A 22,568-nucleotide genomic window follows, 5' to 3' on the forward strand; every position below is an offset into this window, starting at 1 on the left:
TATTACACATGTAATAAAGATTGGTCTCCAATCATTTCTGATACAGTTTCAATTACTTTTTCTGGCGTTGGCAAATACAACTTTTCAAGTGGTGGTGAGAACGGAACAGGTGTATGTGGTGCTGTAATTCGTTTAATAGGTGCATCTAACAAATCAAAACCTTTATCCGCTACAATTGCCGCAATATCTGTTGCAATACTACATCTAGGATTCGCTTCGTCAATGACGATAAGACGATTTGTTTTTTCAACAGATGATAAAATAGTATCTTCATCAAGTGGTGATAAAGATCGTGGATCAATTACTTCTACTTCAAGCCCCTTTTTCGATAATTGCTTTGCAGCTGCAAGCGCTGTATGAACTTGCTTTCCGATTGCGACAATTGTTACATCAGAACCTTCCCGTTTAATATCTGCTTTTCCTAATGGAATTGTATAGTATCCTTCTGGCACTTCACCTTTCATATTGTAAAGTGTTTTATCCTCAAAGAAGATTACTGGATCATCATCTTCAATTGCCGCTAATAATAAGCCTTTTGCATCATACGGTGTGGAAGGAACAACAACTTTAATACCTGGTATGCTCGTAAATAATGCGTACAAACTTTGTGAATGTTGAGCTGCTGCACTAAAACCAGCGCCATGCATCGTACGTACTGTAACGGGTACTTTTGCTTTACCTCCAAACATATAACGGAATTTCGCACCTTGGTTTAATACTTGGTCAAGACAACTACCGATAAAATCATTAAACATTAACTCAGCTATCGGACGTAACCCAGTTGCAGCAGCTGCCATCGCAGCTCCCATATAACCCGCTTCAGAAATTGGTGTATCCAATATACGATTTCGGCCAAACTCTTGTACAAGTCCTTTCGTAACACCAAGAACACCACCCCAAGCTTCATCATCTTGCAGGTGATCAACTTGTGCACCGCCTGCAACATCTTCACCTATTAAAATTACATTTTCATCACGACGCATTGAGATTTTCATCGCTTCATTAATTGCAGTTGACATACTTACTGTTCTAGTCATAATTTTTCACCCTCCTCTTATTTGTAAGAAACGTATACATCTTTTAATAATTCTTCATCGTCTGGGTATGGACTATTTTCACTAAATTCAATGGATCTTTGTACTGCATCATCTACTGCTTTTTCCATATCAACAAGTTCAGATTCTGTTAATAAACCTTCATGAATTAAATGCTTACGGAAATTCACAATTGCATCTTTTTCGTTTAAATGTTCTTCTTTTTCTTCTGATGTTTTATATGTTTGCGCTTCACCTTCGAAATGACCATAATTACGATATGTCATACATTCAATAATTGTTGGACCATCACCATTACGCGCACGTTCAACTGCTTCTGCAGCAGCTTTATATACAGCTAGAAGATCTTTTCCATCTACTTGAACACCTGGAATATTATAAGCTTTTGCGCGATCAGCGATAGAATCACAACTTGAAGCATATTCAAATGTAGTTGCTTCACCGTAACCGTTATTTTCTGCAATAAAAATAACTGGTAACTTCCAAATCGCCGCTAAATTAACCCCTTCATGGAATGTTCCTTCATTATTTGCTCCGTCACCGAAGAAGCAAACACTTACATCTTTTGTTCCTTTATATTTAGCTGTTAATGCTGAACCGCAAGCAAGTGGGAAACCCCCGCCTACAATGCCATTCGCACCTAGCATTCCTTTATCTAAATCGGCAATATGCATGGAACCGCCTTTACCTTTACATAATCCTGTCGCTTTCCCGAAAAGTTCAGCCATCATACCATTTAAATCACAACCTTTTGCGATACAATGTCCATGACCTCTATGTGTACTTGTAATACTGTCACTATCCGTTAAGTGGGCACATACACCAACTGCTACCGCTTCTTCACCTGCGTATAAATGAACGAAACCTGGCAAAACGCCTTGCGCGAACAATTCATGCACCTTATCTTCAAACTTACGAATTTCTAACATTTTTTCGTACATCCAACGAGCTTGTTCTTTCGTAATTTCATTCCCTTTACTTTCAGTTGTTTTTAACATGTCCAGCCCTCCTATTTTCTTGTTCGTCTTTTATATTGCAATTACCGTGCCAAATTCTAATCCTTGCTTTAATAGGTTTTCGCTTTTCTTTCATAATAAAAAGTGGACAAAACGAGACATTTGTCTCGTTTTGTCCACTTTTGTTCACCTAATTTGAGAACTATTATCTTATTCATTATCAAAGCTCTGCTGTAACTTTCGGATGTAAATAATTTGTCCAATATGATATGCATTATGAGTTGTTACATTCGCTAGCACTTCCCACCACTTTGCAGAAATGGGAAATCCCGCTACATCACTTTCAACCTTTTCTTCATTTATGAGAGTTTGCCATTGTAACAGTTTTTCTAGTAGCTTTTCCCGTAATTCATCGAAAGTTTGATTATCTGAAAGCATAAAACTTTTATTATTATCTCCTATAGCGGGTACTGCATTAACATGTGATTCTTTATACCTTGTTTGCCACGTAGAGTTCCAATACAGTAAATGTTGTACGATTTCGGCTATACTATTACACTCTTCATTCGGTTTCCAGAAAGCTTCCCTCTCAGATAAATCCTTAACTGCATCTGAAAATGGCATATACCAACTGGGATCATTCGCATTTGCTAATAACTGATCTGCTAATACATCTTTCACATGGACCATTTTTCTTCCCTCATTTCATTATCATATTAATATACACTACTCTATATACGCTCATTCCCTATAATCCCCTTTTTTGCATACAAATTGATTTCATACTGAATGTAAGAATAATAGATTTTCTTATCATAACTCGTTATGATAAAAGAAAAAGAAAGCTGGCGAAAAATGAATAAAAAAATCGCAATAATTACAGGAGCCTCAAGTGGATTTGGACTATTAACTACACTCGAACTCGCAAAAAAAGATTATTTAGTTATCGCTACAATGCGAAACCTTGAAAAACAAGTGAGCTTAATATCTCAAGTTACTCAACTTAACTTACAGCAAAATATAAAAGTTCAACAATTAGATGTAACCGATCAAAATTCTATACATAACTTCCAATTATTTTTAAAAGAAATACAAAAAGTAGACCTTCTTGTTAATAATGCAGGATATGCAAATGGCGGCTTTGTAGAAGAAATTCCAGTAGAGGAATACCGTAAACAATTTGAAACGAACCTATTTGGAGCTATATCAATTACCCAGCTTGTCTTACCGTATATGAGAAAACAAAGAAGTGGAAAAATCATTAATATAAGCAGCATTAGCGGCCAAGTTGGATTCCCTGGTTTATCTCCTTATGTATCTTCAAAATATGCATTAGAAGGCTGGAGTGAATCGCTTCGCTTAGAAGTAAAACCTTTCGAAATAGATGTCGCTTTAATTGAACCAGGTTCTTATAACACAAACATATGGGAAGTTGGGAAACAACTAGCTGAAAACCAATCTGATACAACATCTCCTTACAAAGAGTATATGGATAAAATACAAAAACATATTAATAGCGGTAATGATACATTTGGTAATCCGATAGATGTTGCTAATAAAATTGTAGAAATTGCTGAATCTAAGCGTACAAATTTACGATATCCAATCGGTAAAGGTGTGAAATTTATGATCTTCGCCAAGAAGATTCTTCCTTGGAAATTGTGGGAATACCTTGTTTTGAGAAGCTTTAAGAAGATGTAATAAACTTTTTGAAAACTATTTTGAAAGAGGTGCTAATTAAATGTTAGGTTTACCGTATGGGAAAGTGTTTTTAGTGCCGTGGACTGAAGAATGGGAAATTGAGTTTATGAAAGAGAAACAAATCATTGAGGAACAAATTGGCGAACATATTTTAGCGATACACCATATTGGTAGTACTTCTATTCCATATTTAAGTGCAAAGCCAATTATTGATATAGCAATTGAATTAGAAAATTATACGGACGGTATACATTGTATTAAAAAGTTAGAACTACTAAACTATAAATATAGAAAAGAAGTATTACCCGAAAGATACTATTTTAATAAAGGTGAACCAAGAACTCATCAAATTCATATGTATGAACAAGGGAATACATATTTAATAGAACAATTACAATTTCGTGATTACTTAATAGACAATAAAACTGCACGCATGCAGTATGAACAGTTAAAGATTCAACTTTCACAAGCTAATCCTACTGATAAACATAAGTATGCAGAGGATAAAACTAATTTCATTACATCTATATTAACTAAAATAAATGCTTAAATAAACAAGAAACCATTTAGTACTAAATGGTTTCTTGCTTATTAGTTATTTCATTATTTGTACTATCAAATTTTTATTATACAGCAGGTGGAAAGAAGTAAAATAGTATCGAAGTCATAAAAATAAACGTGAATACCCCAATTACCGAAAATATATATTCTTTCGATTCTTTATCATACTTCCATTCCATCAATGCTCTTAAGATTAACGTCCCACCTAAATAAGTAAAAATGACATAAGCGATATTAACACTTTCAAATTTAAAGATAAATATAAAGCTAGTTATTAAATAAATAAAAAGTAGTCCTATTTCCAATTTTTTATGTAAACTATTTACATGTTTCTTATATCCCCAAAAACCACCCTTGGGCATATTCAATTTTTTTCTTAAAAACTTATCGAGAAAGTAGACAGCTATACAAAAAACAATAGTTATAATCCCAAAAGTAGAAGCTCCCATTTTCACCCCTCCTATTATTTCATTTAATTACTTGAAATAAATTGGACTATATTACGGTTATCCCCTTCTAAATAACTTATGATGCCTTCAGGATATGTCGGCTTCTCCTGTAATTCCTCTAGACTTTTCCAAATTAATATAATATCCTCATGCTCTTTATGCCTTATTTCATTTGTAATGATTTTTTCAACAGTCCCCTAATGTATCAATGTACAATGATGACCTTTTTCGTTGTCCCACTCAAAAATGTGTTCATTTACAATTGCTAACTCTTGAACATCAACTTTCAAATCGTATTCTTCTATTAACTCTCGAATTATTACTTCTTTTGACGTTTCACCAAATTCAATAGAGCCACCTGGAAAACGATAAAATGATTCATTCTCATCACATTGTACTAGTACTTTTGAATGTTCGTCGTTTACAATCATTACTTCAGCCCGTAATTTAGGATTTTTCATTTTGTCTCCCCATTCATTCCACATATGATTAAATCCAATAGGTATAAAAGAAAAGATTAAGCATAATTCCTGTTATTACTAATAACGGAACCGTTCCTAAAGAAATGACATATTCCCTCGATTCTTTATCAAATTTCCATTCCATAAATGATTGAAAGCAGTATAAAGTTATTAAAAATAAAATGGGTAAATTACTAATATAAACGGGATTTAAAGTAGCACATATCATCGTAACAATTATATAAGAAATAATAAGAGCCCTAGTGCCCCATTTATGAAAGTTGTTTACATATTTACTATTCCAGTCTGTTTGTTTCGGTATATTTAGTTTTTTCCTCACTACTTTTTCAAAAACAACTAAGGATATAATCCATACTATTAATAAAATTCCTTTAACCCAAAACAGTGATGTTTCCTCCTTTACCTTTTCTCCGGCTGATCACTCGGATACGTGGCATTCCTTTTATTTTCTACGTCCCAACTAATAATTGTCGCACTATCACGTCCCAACTGATGATGCACGTGTTCTAAAACATTGTGAATATTTTCTTTAAGTGTTTTATCATTTCTATTCATAGCATTATACAAATTTACAGGTGTTTCATATCGGCGTTCCCCGCATTCTAATACTCCATCTGTCACTATTACAATTCGGTTCTTTCCAGTACGTAATTCACGAATACCTGATGAATAACAAGGAACAGGTAAATCGAATGTGTTTACATTCCCAATCCATTCGTAAAAATGACGTTGATTTAATGCATATTGCCCTAACTTATGTAACTCTTCATGAAATACATACACTAAACAATCACCGATAGAAAGCCACCATATATAATTTTCTTTCCTTACACATAGTAAGCAAGCTGTTTCACCTTTAATTTTTTTGCACTTTTCCTTAAATGAAGATGACTGAAAAATTGTCAGTATATGATTTTCAATAGATTGAAGCACTGTATTAATTGGTTCATTCAAAATTACTTTTATATTTTCATATTCTTTTTCGATTGTGTTTACTACTAAATCAACACTTTCTGCACTATTATGTCCATCTAATATAGCTGCAAATTCCCACTCACCATTTGACCAAACTAATGCACCATCTTCATTCTTTTTCGCTCCGGCACTAATATTCCCACCATATGCACCGAGCACAATATCACCATATTGCTTTACCGAAATTTCGTCTAAACACATTTCTCTACTTCCAACCCATGAGTGTTGTCTATTATTTTTTGTATGCATATTCACTCACCATATACTCTCGTATTCTTTCGCATAGTTTTTTGATTTTCGCTGCGTCACCATATGGTGCGCCAGTCCATTTCGCTATCTCGCTTGGTGACCAAAACTCTTTTGGTGTATTCGGATAACGCGGAATAATGTGCATATGCATATGTGGTACACCATTTCCTGAAACAAAAGTGTAAATATGCTCTGCACCTTCGCTCTCTTTTAGCGCTTTACTTACTCTACTTGTTATAAGCCCGAACGCTTTCGCTTCTTCATCTGTTAGTTCAGCAAGGCCAGGTACATGTCTTTTTATATCTATCATTACATAACCCAGGTATGTTTCTTCACTATCCCAGTGGACATGTCCAACGTAAACGAGTTCATCTTCGTAAATAGCTCCACCTGGAACTATAATATTTCCTTTATGCTTTATGCTTTTTGCAAATGAAACAGTTTTGTTCTACTTGATTGTTTGTTGACATATCCATCACCTTCCTTTTCATATATAATATCACAAAAAAAGGAAAAACAGGTTTTGTATTCCGAATTTTCATTCTTTTGATACAGCAATTTTTGAAATGAATTTACAACTCATTATTTCTTCAAAAACGCAATCCCAATTATAATCCCAATCACAATTCCGATTACTAAATTATTTGTAAAGTGTCCTTGAAATACACCGATTACAACCCCTATACCGACACCTATTGCCAAAGCATCATTTCTTTTTTTATTTTTAGCCAAAATTGCATCTCCTCCCATCATTTCTCCCTAAACAACATGCATTCACTTAAATGTATTAATATACGCACTATCTCGCTTGAATCTTTTCAAAAAATGCACTTTAACTTCATATATAATATTTTCCATTTTCTGTACATACTCCTTTTATAATGAAAAAATTTCAAGTAACCATTAAATATATATAGGCATTTACTATAAGAAAGATCCGTAATTTATTGAAGGGGGAACGATTCAAATGCATCCTCATTGGAATCCAAATATAAATCAACAGTATGTTTATTCCCCCCATCCTGTAAGGAATACATTGCATCATGATTCACAATATATGATGCAATGTATCGCAAGTCTTGAAAATCAAGTAACTAAATTAATCTCATTAATCGAGGAAAATAATCAATTCATCAAATCAATGGAACAACAACAAAACCAAGTTTGCGCACCAGCTGGAGGTTCTGTTATCGTTCGTATGTGATCTGGATGCAATAAAAAACACACTTTGTATTATAAAAGTGTGTCTTTTGGTCATTATTTTCTTTTCGTATGGAACCCTTGTGTAATACGGTCTAATATAATTGCGATTACTACGATAGCTAATCCAGCTTCAAAGCCCATTCCGATATTAACTTGTGTTACAGAGCGATATACATCAACTCCAAGTCCTGGAGCTCCTACAAGTGACGCTGTTACAACCATCGATAACGAAAGCATAATACTTTGGTTCACACCAGCCATAATCGTTCCGGTTGCAAGTGGTAATTGTACTTTAAATAGTTTTTGTGATGCAGTGGATCCAAATGCATTCGCTGCTTCAATTAAATCTTCTGGAACTTGTCTAATTCCTAAGTCAGTAAAACGAATTGTCGGTGGCATTGCAAAGATTACTGATGCAATAATTCCAGGTACTACACCGACTCCGAAAAATGTGATCGCTGGAATAAGGTATACGAATGCAGGCATTGTTTGCATAAAATCTAATGTTGGTTTTAAAAATTTTGAGAAACGTTCATTTTGAGATGCTAATATACCAATTGGAATTCCGACAATAATTGAAATAATAACAGACGTAAGTACGAGTGCTAATGTTTGCATCGTTTGTGCCCAGTAGTTAATATTCAAAATGAATAATAATCCAATAAGCGTAAAAATGACTAAAGATAATTTCCTCGTTGTGTACCAAATGAAGAAACACAAGATAATAATCATCAATATGGCAGGTATTATTGTTAAAAAATTAGTGAGTAAATCAACGAATCCACCAATAATATAAGAGAATCCTCGGAATAAGCCTTCAAAGTGCTCATATAAACTTGCAACAAATGAGTCGACCCATTCCCCTAATGGAATACGTGGTATACTATTCATCGTCTTTCACCTCTTCCTCAATGTTTCCTGCAAGAGCTTGAATGACACTTTCACGTTTAATAATTCCTCTTAGCCTTTTCTTCTCATCGATTACTGGTAACGGATATTTCATCTCTGCCATTTTTGCATATGTCTCTTCCAGTAAAGTATCCAAATACACATGCGGAATATCATTAAGTAATAAATCAGCAATCGGCCACTGTTTTTGTACTGCTTTACTCGCATCATCCGCAGTTAATATACCTAAAAACTCATACTTTTTGTTTACAACATATACAGTTGAGACGCCTGCATTCCTCATAATTTGAAGGGCCACACGAGGTCCACGATCAATTAATAAAGTTTCTGGTCGTTTTAAAATAGACTCAGCCGTAATTACTTTTCCTAAATTCACGTCCGCAACAAACTTTTCTACAAATTCATTTGCGGGGCTCATCATAATTTCTTCTGGCGTTCCAATTTGGACGATTTCTCCATCTTTCATTAATGCGATACGATCTCCAATTCGAAGCGCTTCATCTAAATCATGCGTAATAAATATAATCGTTTTTTCCATTTTATCTTGTAACTCTAACAATTCATCTTGCATTTCTTTTCGAATAAGTGGATCTAATGCACTAAATGACTCGTCCATTAGTAATACATCTGGATTATTCGTTAGTGCCCTTGCGATTCCAACGCGCTGCTGCATACCACCACTAAGTTGACTTGGATAATTATCTTTATGATGATCGAGTCCTACTAACTGTAGCGATTCTAACGCTTTTTTCTCTCGCTCTTCAACCGGAACTCCTTGTATTTCTAAACCATATGCAACATTTTGTATAACTGTACGATGCGGAAATAGAGCAAATTTCTGAAATACCATACTCATTTTCGTTCTTCTTACTCTCCGTAACTCTTCTTTTCCCATCGTTGCGATGTCTTCACCATCTATGTATATATGACCTGCAGTTGGTTTAATCAATTGATTTAACATACGAACTAGCGTAGATTTCCCGCTGCCAGACAAACCCATAATAACGAAAATCTCTCCAGAGTAAACTTCAAACGTTGCTTTTTTCACCCCAACGTTCATTCCTGTCTCTTTTAAAATTTCCGATTTACTTTTTCCTTCTTTTAATAAGGAAAGGGCTCTTTGCGGATGTTTCCCGAATACTTTTGTTACGTTTTCAACACGCACCTTTGTATTATCCATGTCACTACTCCTTTTCTACCCATCTATTCACATAGTGTTGCGATTTTACAAAGAAATATTACATAAAAATGACATTCATAAGATTTCTTTAAAATTCTCGTTTCCGTTCATAATAAGAATGCTTACTTATACATTTATTTTATAAGGCAAACGTTACTTAGGAGGTTTTCGATGCGAAAGAAAATTTGGTTTATATGCCTTGCATTATTTATTACTATGATTTTCACTTCATGTAATGCAACAAATGCAAATTCGAAAGGAAAAATTAAACTTGGTGTAACAAGTTGGAAAGAAAATATTGCAACTTCAAACATGTGGAAAGTTTTATTAGAAGAAAAAGGCTACAAAGTTGAGCTCATGTATTTAGAAAAAGCCGCAATTTGGACTGGTGTCGCTCGTGGCGATGTTGATGCGAATTTAGAAGTATGGCTACCAGTTACAGATAAACCGCTAAACGATCGTTATAAAGATGATATTGTCTTAAAATCAAAATGGTACGAAGGTACTGGACTAGGTTTAGTCGTCCCTTCTTATATGAAAAACATAAACAGTATCGAAGATTTAAATGCTCATAAAGATGAACTAGATAATAAAATTGTCGGTATCGAACCTGGTAGTAGTCTTATGAATTTAACGAATAAAGCAATGAAAGAATATGATATAAAACTAAAACTTGTCCAATCTTCTGAAGCTGCGATGATGAGTGAACTAAAGAAAGCATATACAAAAAAGAAACCAATCGCTGTTACGCTTTGGAATCCGCATTGGGGTTTTTCAGAATTTGACTTAAAATATTTAAAAGACCCTAAGAAAGTATATGGTGAAAAAGATGACATTTATTACTCCGTTCGTAAAGGTTTCGAAAAAGATCACCCAGATGTTATAAAATACTTTGATAAATGGAAAATGAACGATGAACAGCTCGGTACGTTAATGGTCATGTTAAATAAAACAAAAGATCCTGAAGAGGCTGCGCGAAAATGGATTAAAAAAAATCAAGCATTAGTTGATGAATGGGTAAAGGATTAATAAAAAGGCTAGAGAATTAACATATCCTCTAGCCTTTTTCATCTTATTTTTTCGTAACGACTTCATCTACAATCCCATATGCCTTCGCTTCTTCTGCAGTCATAAAATAATCTCTTTCTGTATCATGTGCTACTCTTTCAATCGGTTGGCCTGTTTTTTCTGCAATCATTTTATTAATATCATGCTTTAACTTTAATATTCTTTTCGCAGTTATTTCAATTTCTGTTGCTTGCCCTTGTGCACCACCAAGCGGCTGATGAATCATAATTTCACTGTTAGGAAGCGCAAACCGTTTTCCTTTTGCTCCTGATAATAATAACAATGCACCGAATGATGCTGCAAAGCCCATGCATAGCGTTTGCACATCTGGTTTAATTAAATTCATCGTATCTAATATTGCAAAACCTGCTGTCGTTGAACCGCCGGGGCTATTGATGTATAAGAATATATCTTTCTCTGCATCTTCTGCTTCTAAAAATAATAATTGCGCTACGACACTACTCGCTACTTGATCATTAATTTCTGAACCGATAATAATAATGCGGTCTTTTAATAACCTTGAATATATATCATAGGAACGTTCTCCTAATTTTGTTTGTTCTACTACATATGGAATTGCGTTCATTTTAAATCCCTCCAATACTTGTTATGCTGCGCAAAGCATACAACTGTAGGAAGAAGGTTTTTTCACATTAAATAATAACACTGGCTGTTTAGATGGTAACTTAGTAAAATCTATTGTCGGAAGAAGTTTCGTTAACAATTCTGGTCTTTCCTCACGAATAGATGTTACAACAACTTCAATATCCTCTGTGAATTCGATTATCTCAATCCCTTCTTCACTTACAGTTTTCAGCCTATTTCTACTCCGAAATAAAGAAGCTTTCACTGCACCTTCTGATACAGAACACACTTTAGCAATATCAGCGATACTATATTGAAAAACATCTTTTAATAATAAAATTGCGGATTGCTGTACATTTAATGAAGACAATACTTTCCCTACCATTTCATGCAAATCTGCAATGTTCTCATGTGGTTCTTCAAAAGTGATTTGTTCTCTTATTTTTTCATGAACAGACTTAGACTTTATCTGATCTAACCAACGATTTCTTGCTATTTTATAGACGAGTGTCATACAAATATCTTTATTTCTATATTTTTGAAGTACTTTACACACTGTTTCTTGGGCGAGATCTTCCCCATCCCATTTGTTTTTCGTTAAAAAAGTACAGTATCTTTTTAACTCTCCATATTGTTCAATTAAAAAGTTTATATTTGAATGATTCATATCGATATGGTTCTTTAAAACATGAGTTACTTTTGTGCACAAAATAACCACTCCTTTTCAGCGCTTACTTAATAAACGATTCAACATTAAAAAAAGTTACGGGGATATAAAAAAATAATGTTTATGTTCAATAATTCGCGGTCATAAATATGTTATGTACAATTTTACGTGAGGAGGAACAAATTTGCCAAAATTAACAATTGAAGGTGCGGGAACTTTTGATGTAAAAGAAGGAACAAAGTTAGTATTAGCAATTGAAGATAGCGGTGTCAACATTCTTCATCGTTGCGGCGGGAATGCACGTTGCACAACTTGTAGAGTAGAAATACTAGCAGGTGATTTCTGTGAAGCGAGTGCGAATGAGAAACATGCAATGACGGAAAAAGGAATTGAAGATCATTTACGATTATCTTGTCAAATGCGTGTACATAAAGATATAGTCGTTCGTCCGGTACTTACAGTTGAAAATTCAGGTCTTGATGCTGGGCCACGTCCGGCGGAGTAAAGCGATGAATTTAAAACAGCTCGCTGGCGAATATGCTGCTAACTTTGTAAACGATGGCATGAAAATTGGGCTTGGTACAGGTTCTACTGTATATTGGACAATACAAAAATTAGGTGAGCGTGTAAAAGAAGGATTATCATTTCAAGCTGTACCAACATCAAAGGAAACTGAAGCATTAGCACAGCAACTAAATATCCCCCTAATTTCGTTAAACGACGTACAAAGTCTTGATCTTACAATTGATGGAGCGGATGAAATTGATTCAAATTTACAACTTATAAAAGGCGGTGGCGGTGCATTACTTCGTGAAAAAATCGTTGCCTCTTCCTCTAAAAAACTAATTATCATTGCTGATGAATCGAAACTTGTAACACATTTAGGTACTTTTCCATTACCTATTGAAATCATCCCTTTTTCATGGAAACAAACCGAAAATAAAATTCAGTCTTTAGGATGTCAAACAACATTACGTTTGAAAAACAATGAAACCTATATAACCGATAACAATAACATGATTATCGATTGTATATTCCCTAATCATATTTCTAATCCTGTCCATTTACACACCCAATTAAAAATGATTACTGGTGTAGTTGAAACAGGGTTGTTTATAAGTATGACGAGTACAGCAATTATTGGTACTAAAAATGGGATAAAGAAATTGTAATAAAAGCTAACTTTTTAAAGTTGGCTTTTTAGTATGTTCTTCTTCTCTTAATAGTGCTTTATTATGATATACTAGGAAAACGCAAACAGATTACACTAGAAAGGACTGAACATTTTGCAATCCAAACTTATAACAAAACTTACTGATTTAGAAACTGCCTTTCATATTCGAAAAGAAGTATTTGTAAAAGAACAAGGTGTTCCTCTTACAGATGAATTCGATACATTCGATGAAATCGGAGAGCAATGTAAACATATTTTAGTTTATTATCATGAGCTTCCTGTAGGTACAGGGCGTATACGATTTGTTGATGGCGTCGGAAAATTAGAACGTATTTGCATTTTAAAAGATTATCGTACATACGGATTAGGTAAAGTCATCATTCAAACGTTAGAAGAAATTGCTCGTAACGAACAAGCTACAAAAGTGAAACTACACGGGCAAACACAAGCTGAAGGATTTTATAAAAAATTAGGTTATGAAACTTCTTCTGATATATTTATGGAAGATGGCATTCCGCATATACTTATGACGAAAATGTTATCATAATAAAAAGGGTAGTATATGAATCTTATGTATTCATACACTACCCTTTTTTATAAATAGAAAAGTGAATTCTCCAGATTCTCTTTTGAAATCAAAGCCCATCATCTCTTAGTTCATATCTAGGTAAAGCTTACACTGTTTTCCATAATGATAATGCATAAATCCAGTTCGGATCACCATTTCCTTGATAACTCTGGACTGCTTCATATACTTTTCCTTCGTGTAGAACTCTATCTCCCTTTTTATATGCTTTTTTTGCATCCCACGCTTCATATGAAGCGCTTTCGGTTTTTGTAGTAATTGTGAATATATCACTCTGTACGGATTCATTTCCAGCTACATCAACAGCTTTTACTACATATTCATAAGTAGTATTAGCGAGCAGATTTTTATCCATATAAGAAGTTGTATTGGATGTTGCAATCTTTTTCATTGATCCTTCTGTTTCTCTATAAATATCGTAATGGTCTACACCAATATTATCGTCAGATGGACTCCACATTAAATCCACACTTGACGCTGTCGTTCCCATACTATGTAATCCTTTTGGTTGTGTTGGTGCTTCTGTATCTGGAATCTCAACTGTTGTTTTTACTGTAAGCGCTGTACTTTCCTTCGATACATTGCCAGCTGCGTCAATTGCTTTTACAGTATAAGAGTATTCTGTGCTTGGTTGTAATTTCTTATCAATAAAATGAGTGCCTATTACTGTATCAATCATCTCTCCGTTACGGAAGATTTGATATCCTTTTACCCCTACATTATCCGTAGAAGCGTTCCATGTTAGTTCTACACTATTTGCTGTTACTTTTTGCGTCTGAAGTCCATTTGGAATACTTGGCGCTTCTATGTCTGGTTTCACATCATTAATAAGATTAACATCAATTACATTATAGAATGCATTTGCTGTATCAGCTACATCCCATACTGCTAAAATCACATGATATCCACTACGATCAGTAGGTACATTGATTTTATGAGTTAAATTATTTGAAGCTGCAGAACCATCATGTTGTACTGTTCCAATTGGTTCAAAATCTGCTCTTGTTAGCGCTTTATTTGGATTCCATCCTTTTTTAGTAATATAGTAATGCCACTTACTCGTTAAGTGAGGCGCAGTATACTTCCAAGTAAATGTATTTTCCCCACCAGTGATTGTATTTTTAAACCAACGATTTGCTGTTTGTTGATCTAAAATACCACCAAATTTTCCGCCTGCTGAAGCAATTTGTCCATCTACTGGACCACCTTGTGGGAACCCTTTTGGAGCTTCTAAACTTTGTGGTTCATACATAACACTTCCACAGTTTACATTTAGCGCACCATAAGTTGGACTACATAAAGCAGATCGGCTACCAGGCTTTTCAACAAAACCGTGCGCATAAGCATTTTGAGGAATAAGTGTCGTACTAATAATTCCAGCTGTTAATGCTACAGCTCCTAAACTTTTTTTGTTCATTTTCATATTTTGTAGTTGTTTTAAAAATCGATTATTCATGTTCATGTCTCCTTCTTGTTATACTTTGTAGTGGAATGTGGGCTTTGATGTAAAAGAATAACAAGAGACAAACTTGTACCGATGTATGTGTTAATTATGCATACACCGCAGTGAAATTATATTTTTCTTGTGAAATATTTCACTTTATGAATATATCATGACATAGAAATTACCTGAGTATGTGCAGAAGTTGTGCAGAAACAGTGAAATTATTACTAACATGTAAAACTAAGTCCTAACATTTTAAAATAAAATTCGAATATATTTATCTATCATCTTTACTTCATAATTGACAATACATTTAACTGGTTAACTTTTATTCTTATACTTATATCTCTCAGTGCCTTAGTTTTAACCATACTAGATATTAAAAATAAGAATTATAAAGTTAAATAAAAAGCATCCTATTTAGATGCTTTTCTAATGTATAATTTCATTTTTTCACTGACCTACAAATATAAAAATTTCATCAACAGCTTCCTTATATCCACCTGATTTTTGGAAAGATTTCTTCAAATTCAAAGCAACTTCTTTAAATGACGGATTATTTAATACCATTTCTACACTTTCACTTAGTTGATCCGCAGTTAATCCTTGCATTTGTAATTTTATTCCTGCTCTAAGACTCTCCACTTGCTTTGCGACTACTGGCTGATCTGCACTTTGCGGTATTACAACAAGCGGAACCCCGTTATACAGTCCTTCATGCGCACTGTTCATCCCGCCGTGTGTAATAAATAGTTTCGTATATGTAAGCAGCTCAGTTTGGGGTACATAGTTTTTCACAATGAAGTTTTTAGGAATCAACCTTTAATAAAACTCAATATTCCGTCAATAATGTAGACAACCCATTTCGAACCATATTCCATTACCCGGGCAGTTAGCTTTTGCTAGCTGCTCTTTTGTTTTTTATCACTTTTTCAGTTTAAAGCTCATATATTATTTTGAAGCAAAAAAACAATGCTTCTCAAATGAAAAAAGGTATTCTTTTTACATTCATTTAATTAACTTAATTAGCTCCTCTCTGAAGAGCACTGTTCAAAGGTGCTCTTTTTATTTATCCGAATAATCCTCACAATTCAGTACATACTACCCGTAAGCAGCTTTTGTAACAGTGATTGCAGCTTGGGACCTTTCGGCAGTTAGCCTTGGCTAGCTGCCCTTTTGTTTCGTTCCTGCTCCTGTTTCTTAAAAAATTCTTTATTCTTTCTCGAATAAAATCAATAATTCGGCATATAATATCTATGCATCTAGATTATCACCTTTGTATCGAGCAGTTAGACTGGGCTAACTGCTCTTTTATTTATGACAGATTGGGCATAATAATTTTTATTTCTAACATAATAAACAAAAACTTGAACTCTAGTTAATTTCCTTAAAAATATAACTGGTTTACATACAAATTAAGAAATACGAAATAACAATAACCGAGCTGCTACACTGGTAGATCCTGAAATTACTCCTCCTATTGAAATTGTATGCCCACTAAGGTTAAATAAACTTATTGTCGTACCAGCTGGAATTTGACCCGTAAAACCAAAACCTACAACCTCTTGTCCTGCAGATTGGGCATAATTTGCTCCATCTAAAGCTGGAGTTGGTATACCATTAAACCCTATACCAACAGCAAATGGCCCTGTTTGAGTCTCTGCAGGCATTAAAGCTCCTATACAATAATAATTACCTGGAACTACAATTGTAAAAGTATCAGTGCCATTAAATATTACATTATCAAGTACTAGCACTGGTGCGGTAAATTGAATCGCTGCTAAACTAGCTACTGTTTGCGCTGTATTCGTTAAAACACTAGCACTTGCAGTTGATAATGTACCTGTTGCTCCCGTTGCTCCTGTTACTCCTGTTGCTCCCATTGCTCCTGTTACTCCCGTTGGACCTGTTGCTCCTGTTGCTCCTGTTGCTCCCGTTGCTCCTGTTGCTCCCGTTATTCCCGTTGGACCTGTTGCTCCCGTTGGACCCGTTGCTCCCGTTGGACCTGTTGCTCCCGTTACTCCCGTTGGACCTGTTGCTCCCGTTGGACCCGTTGCTCCCGTTGCTCCTGTTGCTCCCATTGCTCCTGTTGCTCCCGTTGCTCCTGTTGCTCCCGTTACTCCCGTTGCTCCTGTTGCTCCTGTTGCTCCCGTCGGACCAGTTGGACCAGTTGGACCAGTTGGACCAGTTGGACCAGTTGGACCAGTTGGACCAGTTGGACCAGTTGGCAATGTAAATGAGGGTATAGGCGGTAGAGTTGGACCAACCAAGTTGGGGTTGAATGCTTTAGCACTTATAATTTCATTATGTTTTAAGCCTCTTTTATTCTCCATCAATACACCTCCTAAATACGTTTATCATTTTTAATAAATGCTTAATAAACAAAAATGATACAATTTCAAATAAAAATTTAAAAAACGTATTGAGTACCAAATGAAAATTTTATTAAGTTGTTCCTACATAACATGTTGAGTTTTGTACATACTATAACTGTAACTTAAAGTTACATATCCGAACTTGTAGGGCCTAATTTCTTTTGTACAACAAACAGTTAGCTAATTAGGGCTGGCTGCTTTGTTGTGCAAAAGAAGATATTTTTTCTCATCAATCATTATTACAATTAACTTTCCTTTATAATTTTTAACATATCAAATGTTTTTCCCTTTTAAACTTGTTCCCTACTAAAATAGCGTTTTTATAAAAAACTTTTCACCGCTTAATCAAACAAGCATATATTATTTTGTAGGGCACTCCAGTCCATACGTACACACCTTTTAGTCTAGGAGCACGCTTATATGTGTGCTCTTTTTTATTTACTTACAAATAACGATTTTAGTAAAACTTTTCACCTTTTAATCGGACAAGCATATATTATTTTATGGAGGTATCCACTCATAAAAATCTACCTTTCTTGTCAAAGAGCATACTTATATGTATGCTCTTTTCTCTTGTTATGAAATACAGATCTTTGTATAAAACTGCACCTCTCTAAAAACTATACATACAATATGGTGTGAACCCTTTTTTCTAAATAAGTCTTGGTCATAAAGCGCCTTCCTCACAAGGCGCTCTTTAATTTTCAAATAAGGATTTTAGTAAAAATAAATTCACTATTTATTTGCAAAGTCCATATACTTATATGGACTTTAAAAAATACAAAATATAGTTCTTGGTCCATGAGCACCACACTCTCTGTTGGTGCTCTTTTCAATTAATGCTTTTATAAAAATTTCGTTGTCTAATTTTTTACTTGTCCATTTCACTTTTCTCTATTTCCGCATTTACTATTAGTAATACGAACTTTTAGAGGTGAAATTATTATGGACGAGTTTTTATCTTCTAATACATTGAATCCGGGTTCTATTGGACCTACCCTCCCACCTATGCAACCTTTTCAATTTCCTACAGGTCCTACTGGGAATACTGGACCAACTGGAAGTACTGGTCTCACTGGAGCAACGGGACCGACCGGACCTTCGGGTAGTTCTGGTGTTACTGGTGACACTGGACCGACCGGAAGTACTGGTCTCACTGGAAACACCGGGCCGACTGGAAACACCGGGCCGGCTGGAAACACGGGACCGACTGGAAACACTGGACCGACTGGAAACACTGGATTTCAAGGCATTGTTGATGTTTTTTTTACAGGCAGTAATGAAAGAGTAAGTATTGAAAGCGTAAATCCTGGAGCTTCTCTAACTTTAACACTTCCACCTATCACAGTATTGGCTGGTCAAATTGTTGACTTAGATGCTTTCGCAACTATAGCTTTTTTACCAGAAGAAGATGCAGATATTTTTGCTGGAAGCCTTACTATTAGATTATTGAGAGATCTAAATTTAGTTACTGAGTCAATAGAAACTGTTTTTGGATTAACAAGAACTTTAGTTTTTAACAATCGTCTTGAGTTTAATCCTTCTCTTACATGGGTAGATTCTCCATCACCAGGCACTTACCAGTATACACTTGTAATATTTACGCAACGTACTAATATAGATGATAACATTAGTACTTTTGGACCTCGCGCTCTTAAAGCAAAAGTTCTTAATACAGCATAATATTTATATTTCGCGTACTTGTAACAAAATCTAATTTAAGTATTATCCGAGAGCGCCTTGAATGGCGCTCTTTAACTTTCAAATAACATTTTCAAATAATTACGAGAGCGGATTTTATTATGTTGTACAAGCACTACTTCGCTTTATTAAATAAACTATATAGACATCAAAAAGAAGGGAGCTTTAAATTCATATGGCTGATTACTTTTATAAAGATGGTAAAAAGTATTATAAAAACCAAGCGCATTCTGATCATCAAAAAAATAACTGTTTTGTTGAGACTCATACAATTGGTGGTTCTGGAGAAAATTTAAATGGAAATATACCTATATCTATCGACCTCCTAGATACCACTCCACAAACAGTATTTGAAGATTTCACCAACAATCACAATAAAACATTAATTCAGTTATTTGTTGTCGGTATGAGTGCCCCCGTTCAAGTAAGTATTCTAACAAGAAGATCTAGCGTACCAATTACTACTACATTACAACCCGTTCAAACAAAAATATTTCAAGTTGAAGATTTTCAAAGTCTTACTTTTACAAAGCAGGAAGGTCCTGCTAGTGTAGTTAGTTTATTTATTCAAAAAACATTTTGTATCTGCTGTAATGATAATAACGATTCATGTAATGAATATTACCACAAATGCAATTAATAGATTAAATTGCCAGAAGAACTCTTTATATAGAGTTCTTTTCTGTTTATAATGTCGTGTGAAATATACCAAGACTTTAACCCATAGCCCCTAATGCAACGGATTCTTTATTTAAATAAAAGTTTTAGTAAAAATAAATCCACTATTTATTTGCAAAGTCCATATACTTATAAGGACTATAAAAAATACACATTATAGTTCTTTGTCCAAGAGCACCACACTGTCTAATGGTGCTCTTTTCTATTCAAATAAAGATTTTGTTTTACTTTTTCTAGCTGCTCATTTGTATTGAGTTGAAAATAAATTTTAGGTCTTATTTCTTTTCTACGCCATATAATTTTAACCTAAACATCCAGCTCGAAGTGTTACCTCCTATCTTAAAGAGCACTTATGCATGGTGCTCTTTTTTATTTTTTTCTTTCATTTCTGAATAACATTTTTAACCCTGTTCATACTATTTTTGTAACTTAATGTTACAAACTATTTCTGTAAGCGCAGCGTTTCTTTTGTACAACAAACAATGTCTCCCAACTCTAACGCCAACTTATGAGTATTCCCGTTCTCTTCCCCTGGACAATGGGCTGGATCAAATCCATGACCATGGAAGATCGCTTTTTTTACGATATCAGCAACCTCGCCAGCTTCTCCAGTAAGCCCTAATGCTGCATTTAAAACTCGTCCACCGAAATCGTTATTCGCATTCCATGTACGTAATGTTGCTTCCTGATATTGATCTAATTCACAGATTTGATTAATATTCATTACAGCTTGTCCTCCTCTTGATTCACTAACTAGTTTAGTAGCTGCATATACACCATTTTCCATTTCCTTCATTTTCATCCGCTCCCTCACAAATTAAATTAAGCAACTCTTTTTTCTGTATCCATTAAACAATTAAGCATGTATTTTAAATCGAACTGATTTAGTATTAATGTAGCTATTTCAATTTGATGCCTTCTTAGTTTGTTTGCTATTTCTTCAATGCCAATCTATTAGTTGAATTAAATCGTTAGTCATTTTCTATTCCTCCAAACGTTCATTTTATATGAACTTATAGTCATATACTCATTACAAAATACAATTTTCAAAAAGCGTTAAATTTTTCATAATAAAAAACGATTAGTTTTATTAAACTAATCGGTAAGATCCACAAAGAATTTTTGTGTTACATTCTATTATTATATGTGCTCTAAAAATTTCCGAACCTCATTTGGAAATTTTAAAACAATAACCTTTTTCTCTTCGGGCAATTGCTCTAACTCTTTTAAAATTGCAGGTCGTTTAGCATTAGGATATTCCCATATCCATTTGAAAAATTGCAAATCAAATCTTTCTTCACATCCAGCCCCCATATCCGGCCTTGTTTTATTCCGATATTGTACAATTCTTTTAAAAGCACGATAAACACATATTGTTCTATGAATATCAAGAAAGATAATTGTATCAGCTGCGTTCATTCTTATGTCCATTGTCCCGCCATAATTCCCATCAATAATCCATTCATCTTCTTTCACTAATTCATTTTGAACCGTTCTTTGCTCTTCTTTCGAAACACCCTCCCAATTCGGTTTCCAAAATAATGCATCAAGATGATGTACTTTAATATTTAATTTATTTCCTAACTGCCTTGCTAGTGTAGATTTTCCTGAACCACCAGAACCTATTAATATAATTTTTTTCATTTTCGTGCGATCCTTCCTATTGACTCTTCAATAGCCTCTTTATTAGCAAAAATCCAGAAAAACATCTCTTCATTTAACTTTAATAAATCTTTTAACTGAACAAAATAAGTAATAAATATAACTTGAATAGAAAGCATAACATACCAAATGGATTGTATTTCTTCTCTCGTTAAAATGTTTTGTTTATTATATCCTTCAAAGATTGTGCTGATAATATGTTGCCACTTCCCTCTTAATACTTCATCACTATATAACTCACTCAAAATACTCGTACAGCAATAGCATAAATCGAATACTCTTACATTACTTTCTAATAGTTCAAAATCTATAAAACCTTGAAATTCGTTATCTTTAAAGATTACATTGGATAAATGCATATCGCGATGAATAATTTGTTTTCGTAATGGGTGAACTGTTTCCTTGAAATCTGTATGTATTTGATTCATTTTTCGAATTATATCCTGATGAACATACTCATTCTTTTCTAAAATAGATAAAGCCCATCCGTATACTACTTTATACAAATCTCTTTTTACTAACTCGTTATTATTATTGACCGAATTAAGTGCTTGATGTAGATTAGCTATTTCTACTCCAATTGTACTTCCTAGCTCTTTCAAATTTTCCGTATCTTTTATTTCAAGTACACTTCCAGCAACATATTCGTACAAACAATAATACTTCTCTTTATAAAATACATACTTTTCACTATTACTCGTTTCCACTAACTTTTGTACTTTAACCCCTTTTTCATCAAGCTGTTCTAATACATGTATTTCAACTAATAGTTGTTTTATCGATCCCTTTTCCTTCAAAATATAGGATTTATTATTACAATGAATCTTTGTTACAATTGCTTTTATTTCAGTAGCTGTAACATCTTTATCTTCAAACCAAAAATTCACAATTTCTAATATATCCCCCAT

24 protein-coding genes and 5 pseudogenes are annotated in these 22,568 nt (G+C 34.1%); 9 read left to right on the plus strand and 20 right to left on the minus strand.

The window, feature by feature from the left end:
• Window positions 1-2: 2 nt before the first annotated feature.
• The 3 genes from acoB to ACTFO4_RS15200 form a co-directional block, all read right to left on the minus strand.
• Entirely contained in the window at window positions 3-1,037 is a 1,035-nt protein-coding gene (gene acoB, locus ACTFO4_RS15190) for an acetoin:2,6-dichlorophenolindophenol oxidoreductase subunit beta (protein ID WP_000198898.1), read from the minus strand.
• A gap of 17 nt (window positions 1,038-1,054) precedes the next feature.
• On the minus strand, window positions 1,055-2,053 hold the full coding sequence (gene acoA / locus ACTFO4_RS15195) for an acetoin:2,6-dichlorophenolindophenol oxidoreductase subunit alpha (RefSeq protein WP_000921275.1): 999 nt from the start codon (window positions 2,051-2,053) through the stop codon (window positions 1,055-1,057).
• A 168-nt stretch (window positions 2,054-2,221) separates the two neighbouring features.
• The gene (locus ACTFO4_RS15200; protein WP_000233790.1) at window positions 2,222-2,701 is read right to left on the minus strand and encodes a DinB family protein; all 480 of its coding nucleotides are present in this window, start codon (window positions 2,699-2,701) and stop codon (window positions 2,222-2,224) included.
• A gap of 165 nt (window positions 2,702-2,866) precedes the next feature.
• Here ACTFO4_RS15200 and ACTFO4_RS15205 point away from each other — a divergent pair, with 165 nt between their 5' ends.
• Entirely contained in the window at window positions 2,867-3,712 is an 846-nt protein-coding gene (locus ACTFO4_RS15205) for an oxidoreductase (protein WP_326234928.1), read from the plus strand.
• A 40-nt stretch (window positions 3,713-3,752) separates the two neighbouring features.
• Window positions 3,753-4,262 carry a GrpB family protein gene (locus tag ACTFO4_RS15210; protein ID WP_000901208.1) on the plus strand — a complete coding sequence of 170 codons (510 nt, stop codon included), beginning with the start codon at window positions 3,753-3,755 and terminating at the stop codon, window positions 4,260-4,262.
• A 76-nt stretch (window positions 4,263-4,338) separates the two neighbouring features.
• Here the strand turns inward: ACTFO4_RS15210 and ACTFO4_RS15215 are convergent, their stop codons facing one another.
• From ACTFO4_RS15215 to ACTFO4_RS15240, 6 genes and pseudogenes are all read right to left on the minus strand, one after another.
• Window positions 4,339-4,722, minus strand: coding sequence for a DUF4181 domain-containing protein (locus ACTFO4_RS15215; protein ID WP_000501282.1), 384 nt, complete (start codon window positions 4,720-4,722; stop codon window positions 4,339-4,341).
• Window positions 4,723-4,745: 23 nt separating this feature from the next.
• Window positions 4,746-5,183, minus strand: a pseudogene (locus tag ACTFO4_RS15220) (NUDIX domain-containing protein).
• Window positions 5,184-5,211: 28 nt separating this feature from the next.
• Window positions 5,212-5,550, minus strand: coding sequence for a DUF4181 domain-containing protein (locus ACTFO4_RS15225; protein WP_074553907.1), 339 nt, complete (start codon window positions 5,548-5,550; stop codon window positions 5,212-5,214).
• Window positions 5,551-5,603: 53 nt separating this feature from the next.
• Complete coding sequence (locus ACTFO4_RS15230; RefSeq protein WP_017673289.1) at window positions 5,604-6,428, minus strand: PP2C family serine/threonine-protein phosphatase; 825 nt, start codon at window positions 6,426-6,428, stop codon at window positions 5,604-5,606.
• Window positions 6,412-6,919, minus strand: a pseudogene (locus tag ACTFO4_RS15235) (HIT family protein). Before ACTFO4_RS15235 ends, ACTFO4_RS15230 begins: the two are co-directional and overlap by 17 nt.
• A 91-nt stretch (window positions 6,920-7,010) precedes the next feature.
• Entirely contained in the window at window positions 7,011-7,178 is a 168-nt protein-coding gene (locus ACTFO4_RS15240; RefSeq protein ID WP_000508401.1) for a hypothetical protein, read from the minus strand.
• 217 nt (window positions 7,179-7,395) lie between these two features.
• Here ACTFO4_RS15240 and ACTFO4_RS15245 point away from each other — a divergent pair, with 217 nt between their 5' ends.
• Window positions 7,396-7,632 carry a hypothetical protein gene (locus ACTFO4_RS15245; protein WP_017673287.1) on the plus strand — a complete coding sequence of 79 codons (237 nt, stop codon included), beginning with the start codon at window positions 7,396-7,398 and terminating at the stop codon, window positions 7,630-7,632.
• Between the two features lie 53 nt (window positions 7,633-7,685).
• On the opposite strand, the gene ACTFO4_RS15250 is transcribed toward ACTFO4_RS15245, so the two are convergent.
• Both ACTFO4_RS15250 and ACTFO4_RS15255 read right to left on the minus strand, forming a co-directional pair.
• Window positions 7,686-8,522, minus strand: a complete 837-nt coding sequence (locus ACTFO4_RS15250) for an ABC transporter permease (RefSeq protein ID WP_001084759.1) — start codon at window positions 8,520-8,522, stop codon at window positions 7,686-7,688.
• Window positions 8,515-9,720 carry a quaternary amine ABC transporter ATP-binding protein gene (locus tag ACTFO4_RS15255; protein ID WP_000370606.1) on the minus strand — a complete coding sequence of 402 codons (1,206 nt, stop codon included), beginning with the start codon at window positions 9,718-9,720 and terminating at the stop codon, window positions 8,515-8,517. Before ACTFO4_RS15255 ends, ACTFO4_RS15250 begins: the two co-directional genes overlap by 8 nt.
• A 171-nt stretch (window positions 9,721-9,891) precedes the next feature.
• Here ACTFO4_RS15255 and ACTFO4_RS15260 point away from each other — a divergent pair, with 171 nt between their 5' ends.
• On the plus strand, window positions 9,892-10,749 hold the full coding sequence (locus ACTFO4_RS15260; RefSeq protein WP_440013862.1) for a glycine betaine ABC transporter substrate-binding protein: 858 nt from the start codon (window positions 9,892-9,894) through the stop codon (window positions 10,747-10,749).
• A 43-nt stretch (window positions 10,750-10,792) separates the two neighbouring features.
• Here ACTFO4_RS15260 and clpP read toward each other — a convergent pair whose 3' ends face one another.
• Window positions 10,793-11,374 carry an ATP-dependent Clp endopeptidase proteolytic subunit ClpP gene (clpP, locus tag ACTFO4_RS15265; protein WP_017673285.1) on the minus strand — a complete coding sequence of 194 codons (582 nt, stop codon included), beginning with the start codon at window positions 11,372-11,374 and terminating at the stop codon, window positions 10,793-10,795.
• A gap of 21 nt (window positions 11,375-11,395) precedes the next feature.
• Window positions 11,396-12,082 (minus strand): RNA polymerase subunit sigma-70, encoded by a 687-nt coding sequence (locus tag ACTFO4_RS15270; RefSeq protein WP_017673284.1) that lies wholly within the window; start codon window positions 12,080-12,082, stop codon window positions 11,396-11,398.
• A gap of 142 nt (window positions 12,083-12,224) precedes the next feature.
• Here ACTFO4_RS15270 and ACTFO4_RS15275 point away from each other — a divergent pair, with 142 nt between their 5' ends.
• From ACTFO4_RS15275 to ACTFO4_RS15285, 3 genes are all read left to right on the plus strand, one after another.
• The gene (locus ACTFO4_RS15275) at window positions 12,225-12,545 is read left to right on the plus strand and encodes a 2Fe-2S iron-sulfur cluster-binding protein (RefSeq protein WP_001125388.1); all 321 of its coding nucleotides are present in this window, start codon (window positions 12,225-12,227) and stop codon (window positions 12,543-12,545) included.
• 4 nt (window positions 12,546-12,549) lie between these two features.
• The gene (rpiA, locus tag ACTFO4_RS15280) at window positions 12,550-13,212 is read left to right on the plus strand and encodes a ribose 5-phosphate isomerase A (RefSeq protein WP_001049992.1); all 663 of its coding nucleotides are present in this window, start codon (window positions 12,550-12,552) and stop codon (window positions 13,210-13,212) included.
• Window positions 13,213-13,326: 114 nt separating this feature from the next.
• Entirely contained in the window at window positions 13,327-13,761 is a 435-nt protein-coding gene (locus tag ACTFO4_RS15285; protein ID WP_440013864.1) for a GNAT family N-acetyltransferase, read from the plus strand.
• 127 nt (window positions 13,762-13,888) lie between these two features.
• Here the strand turns inward: ACTFO4_RS15285 and ACTFO4_RS15290 are convergent, their stop codons facing one another.
• From ACTFO4_RS15290 to ACTFO4_RS15300, 3 genes and pseudogenes are all read right to left on the minus strand, one after another.
• A complete protein-coding gene (locus ACTFO4_RS15290) occupies window positions 13,889-15,256 on the minus strand; it encodes a lytic polysaccharide monooxygenase (RefSeq protein WP_416810064.1) in 1,368 nt (455 codons plus the stop codon).
• A 441-nt stretch (window positions 15,257-15,697) separates the two neighbouring features.
• A pseudogene (locus ACTFO4_RS15295) lies at window positions 15,698-16,060 on the minus strand (nucleotide disphospho-sugar-binding domain-containing protein); the annotation flags it as partial.
• 599 nt (window positions 16,061-16,659) lie between these two features.
• Window positions 16,660-17,577 (minus strand): exosporium leader peptide-containing protein, encoded by a 918-nt coding sequence (locus tag ACTFO4_RS15300; protein ID WP_440013865.1) that lies wholly within the window; start codon window positions 17,575-17,577, stop codon window positions 16,660-16,662.
• A gap of 987 nt (window positions 17,578-18,564) precedes the next feature.
• Between ACTFO4_RS15300 and ACTFO4_RS15305 the strand changes: the two genes are divergently transcribed.
• A complete protein-coding gene (locus ACTFO4_RS15305) occupies window positions 18,565-19,302 on the plus strand; it encodes an exosporium leader peptide-containing protein (RefSeq protein WP_440013867.1) in 738 nt (245 codons plus the stop codon).
• Between the two features lie 193 nt (window positions 19,303-19,495).
• Complete coding sequence (locus ACTFO4_RS15310; RefSeq protein WP_063536576.1) at window positions 19,496-19,960, plus strand: hypothetical protein; 465 nt, start codon at window positions 19,496-19,498, stop codon at window positions 19,958-19,960.
• 516 nt (window positions 19,961-20,476) lie between these two features.
• On the opposite strand, the pseudogene ACTFO4_RS15315 reads toward ACTFO4_RS15310, so the two are convergent.
• From ACTFO4_RS15315 to ACTFO4_RS15330, 4 genes and pseudogenes are all read right to left on the minus strand, one after another.
• Window positions 20,477-20,794 (minus strand): annotated as a pseudogene (locus ACTFO4_RS15315) (nucleoside triphosphate pyrophosphohydrolase family protein); the annotation flags it as partial.
• Window positions 20,795-20,820: 26 nt separating this feature from the next.
• Window positions 20,821-20,949 (minus strand): annotated as a pseudogene (locus ACTFO4_RS15320) (sugar ABC transporter substrate-binding protein); the annotation flags it as partial.
• 189 nt (window positions 20,950-21,138) lie between these two features.
• Window positions 21,139-21,642, minus strand: a complete 504-nt coding sequence (locus tag ACTFO4_RS15325) for a DNA topology modulation protein (RefSeq protein WP_078420826.1) — start codon at window positions 21,640-21,642, stop codon at window positions 21,139-21,141.
• The gene (locus ACTFO4_RS15330; RefSeq protein WP_440013869.1) at window positions 21,639-22,568 is read right to left on the minus strand and encodes a phosphotransferase enzyme family protein; all 930 of its coding nucleotides are present in this window, start codon (window positions 22,566-22,568) and stop codon (window positions 21,639-21,641) included. The genes ACTFO4_RS15325 and ACTFO4_RS15330 overlap by 4 nt, the downstream gene beginning before the upstream one ends.

It is taken from the genome of Bacillus cereus group sp. MYBKT14-1 (assembly GCF_051915185.1).
GTDB lineage: Bacteria > Bacillota > Bacilli > Bacillales > Bacillaceae_G > Bacillus_A > Bacillus_A cereus.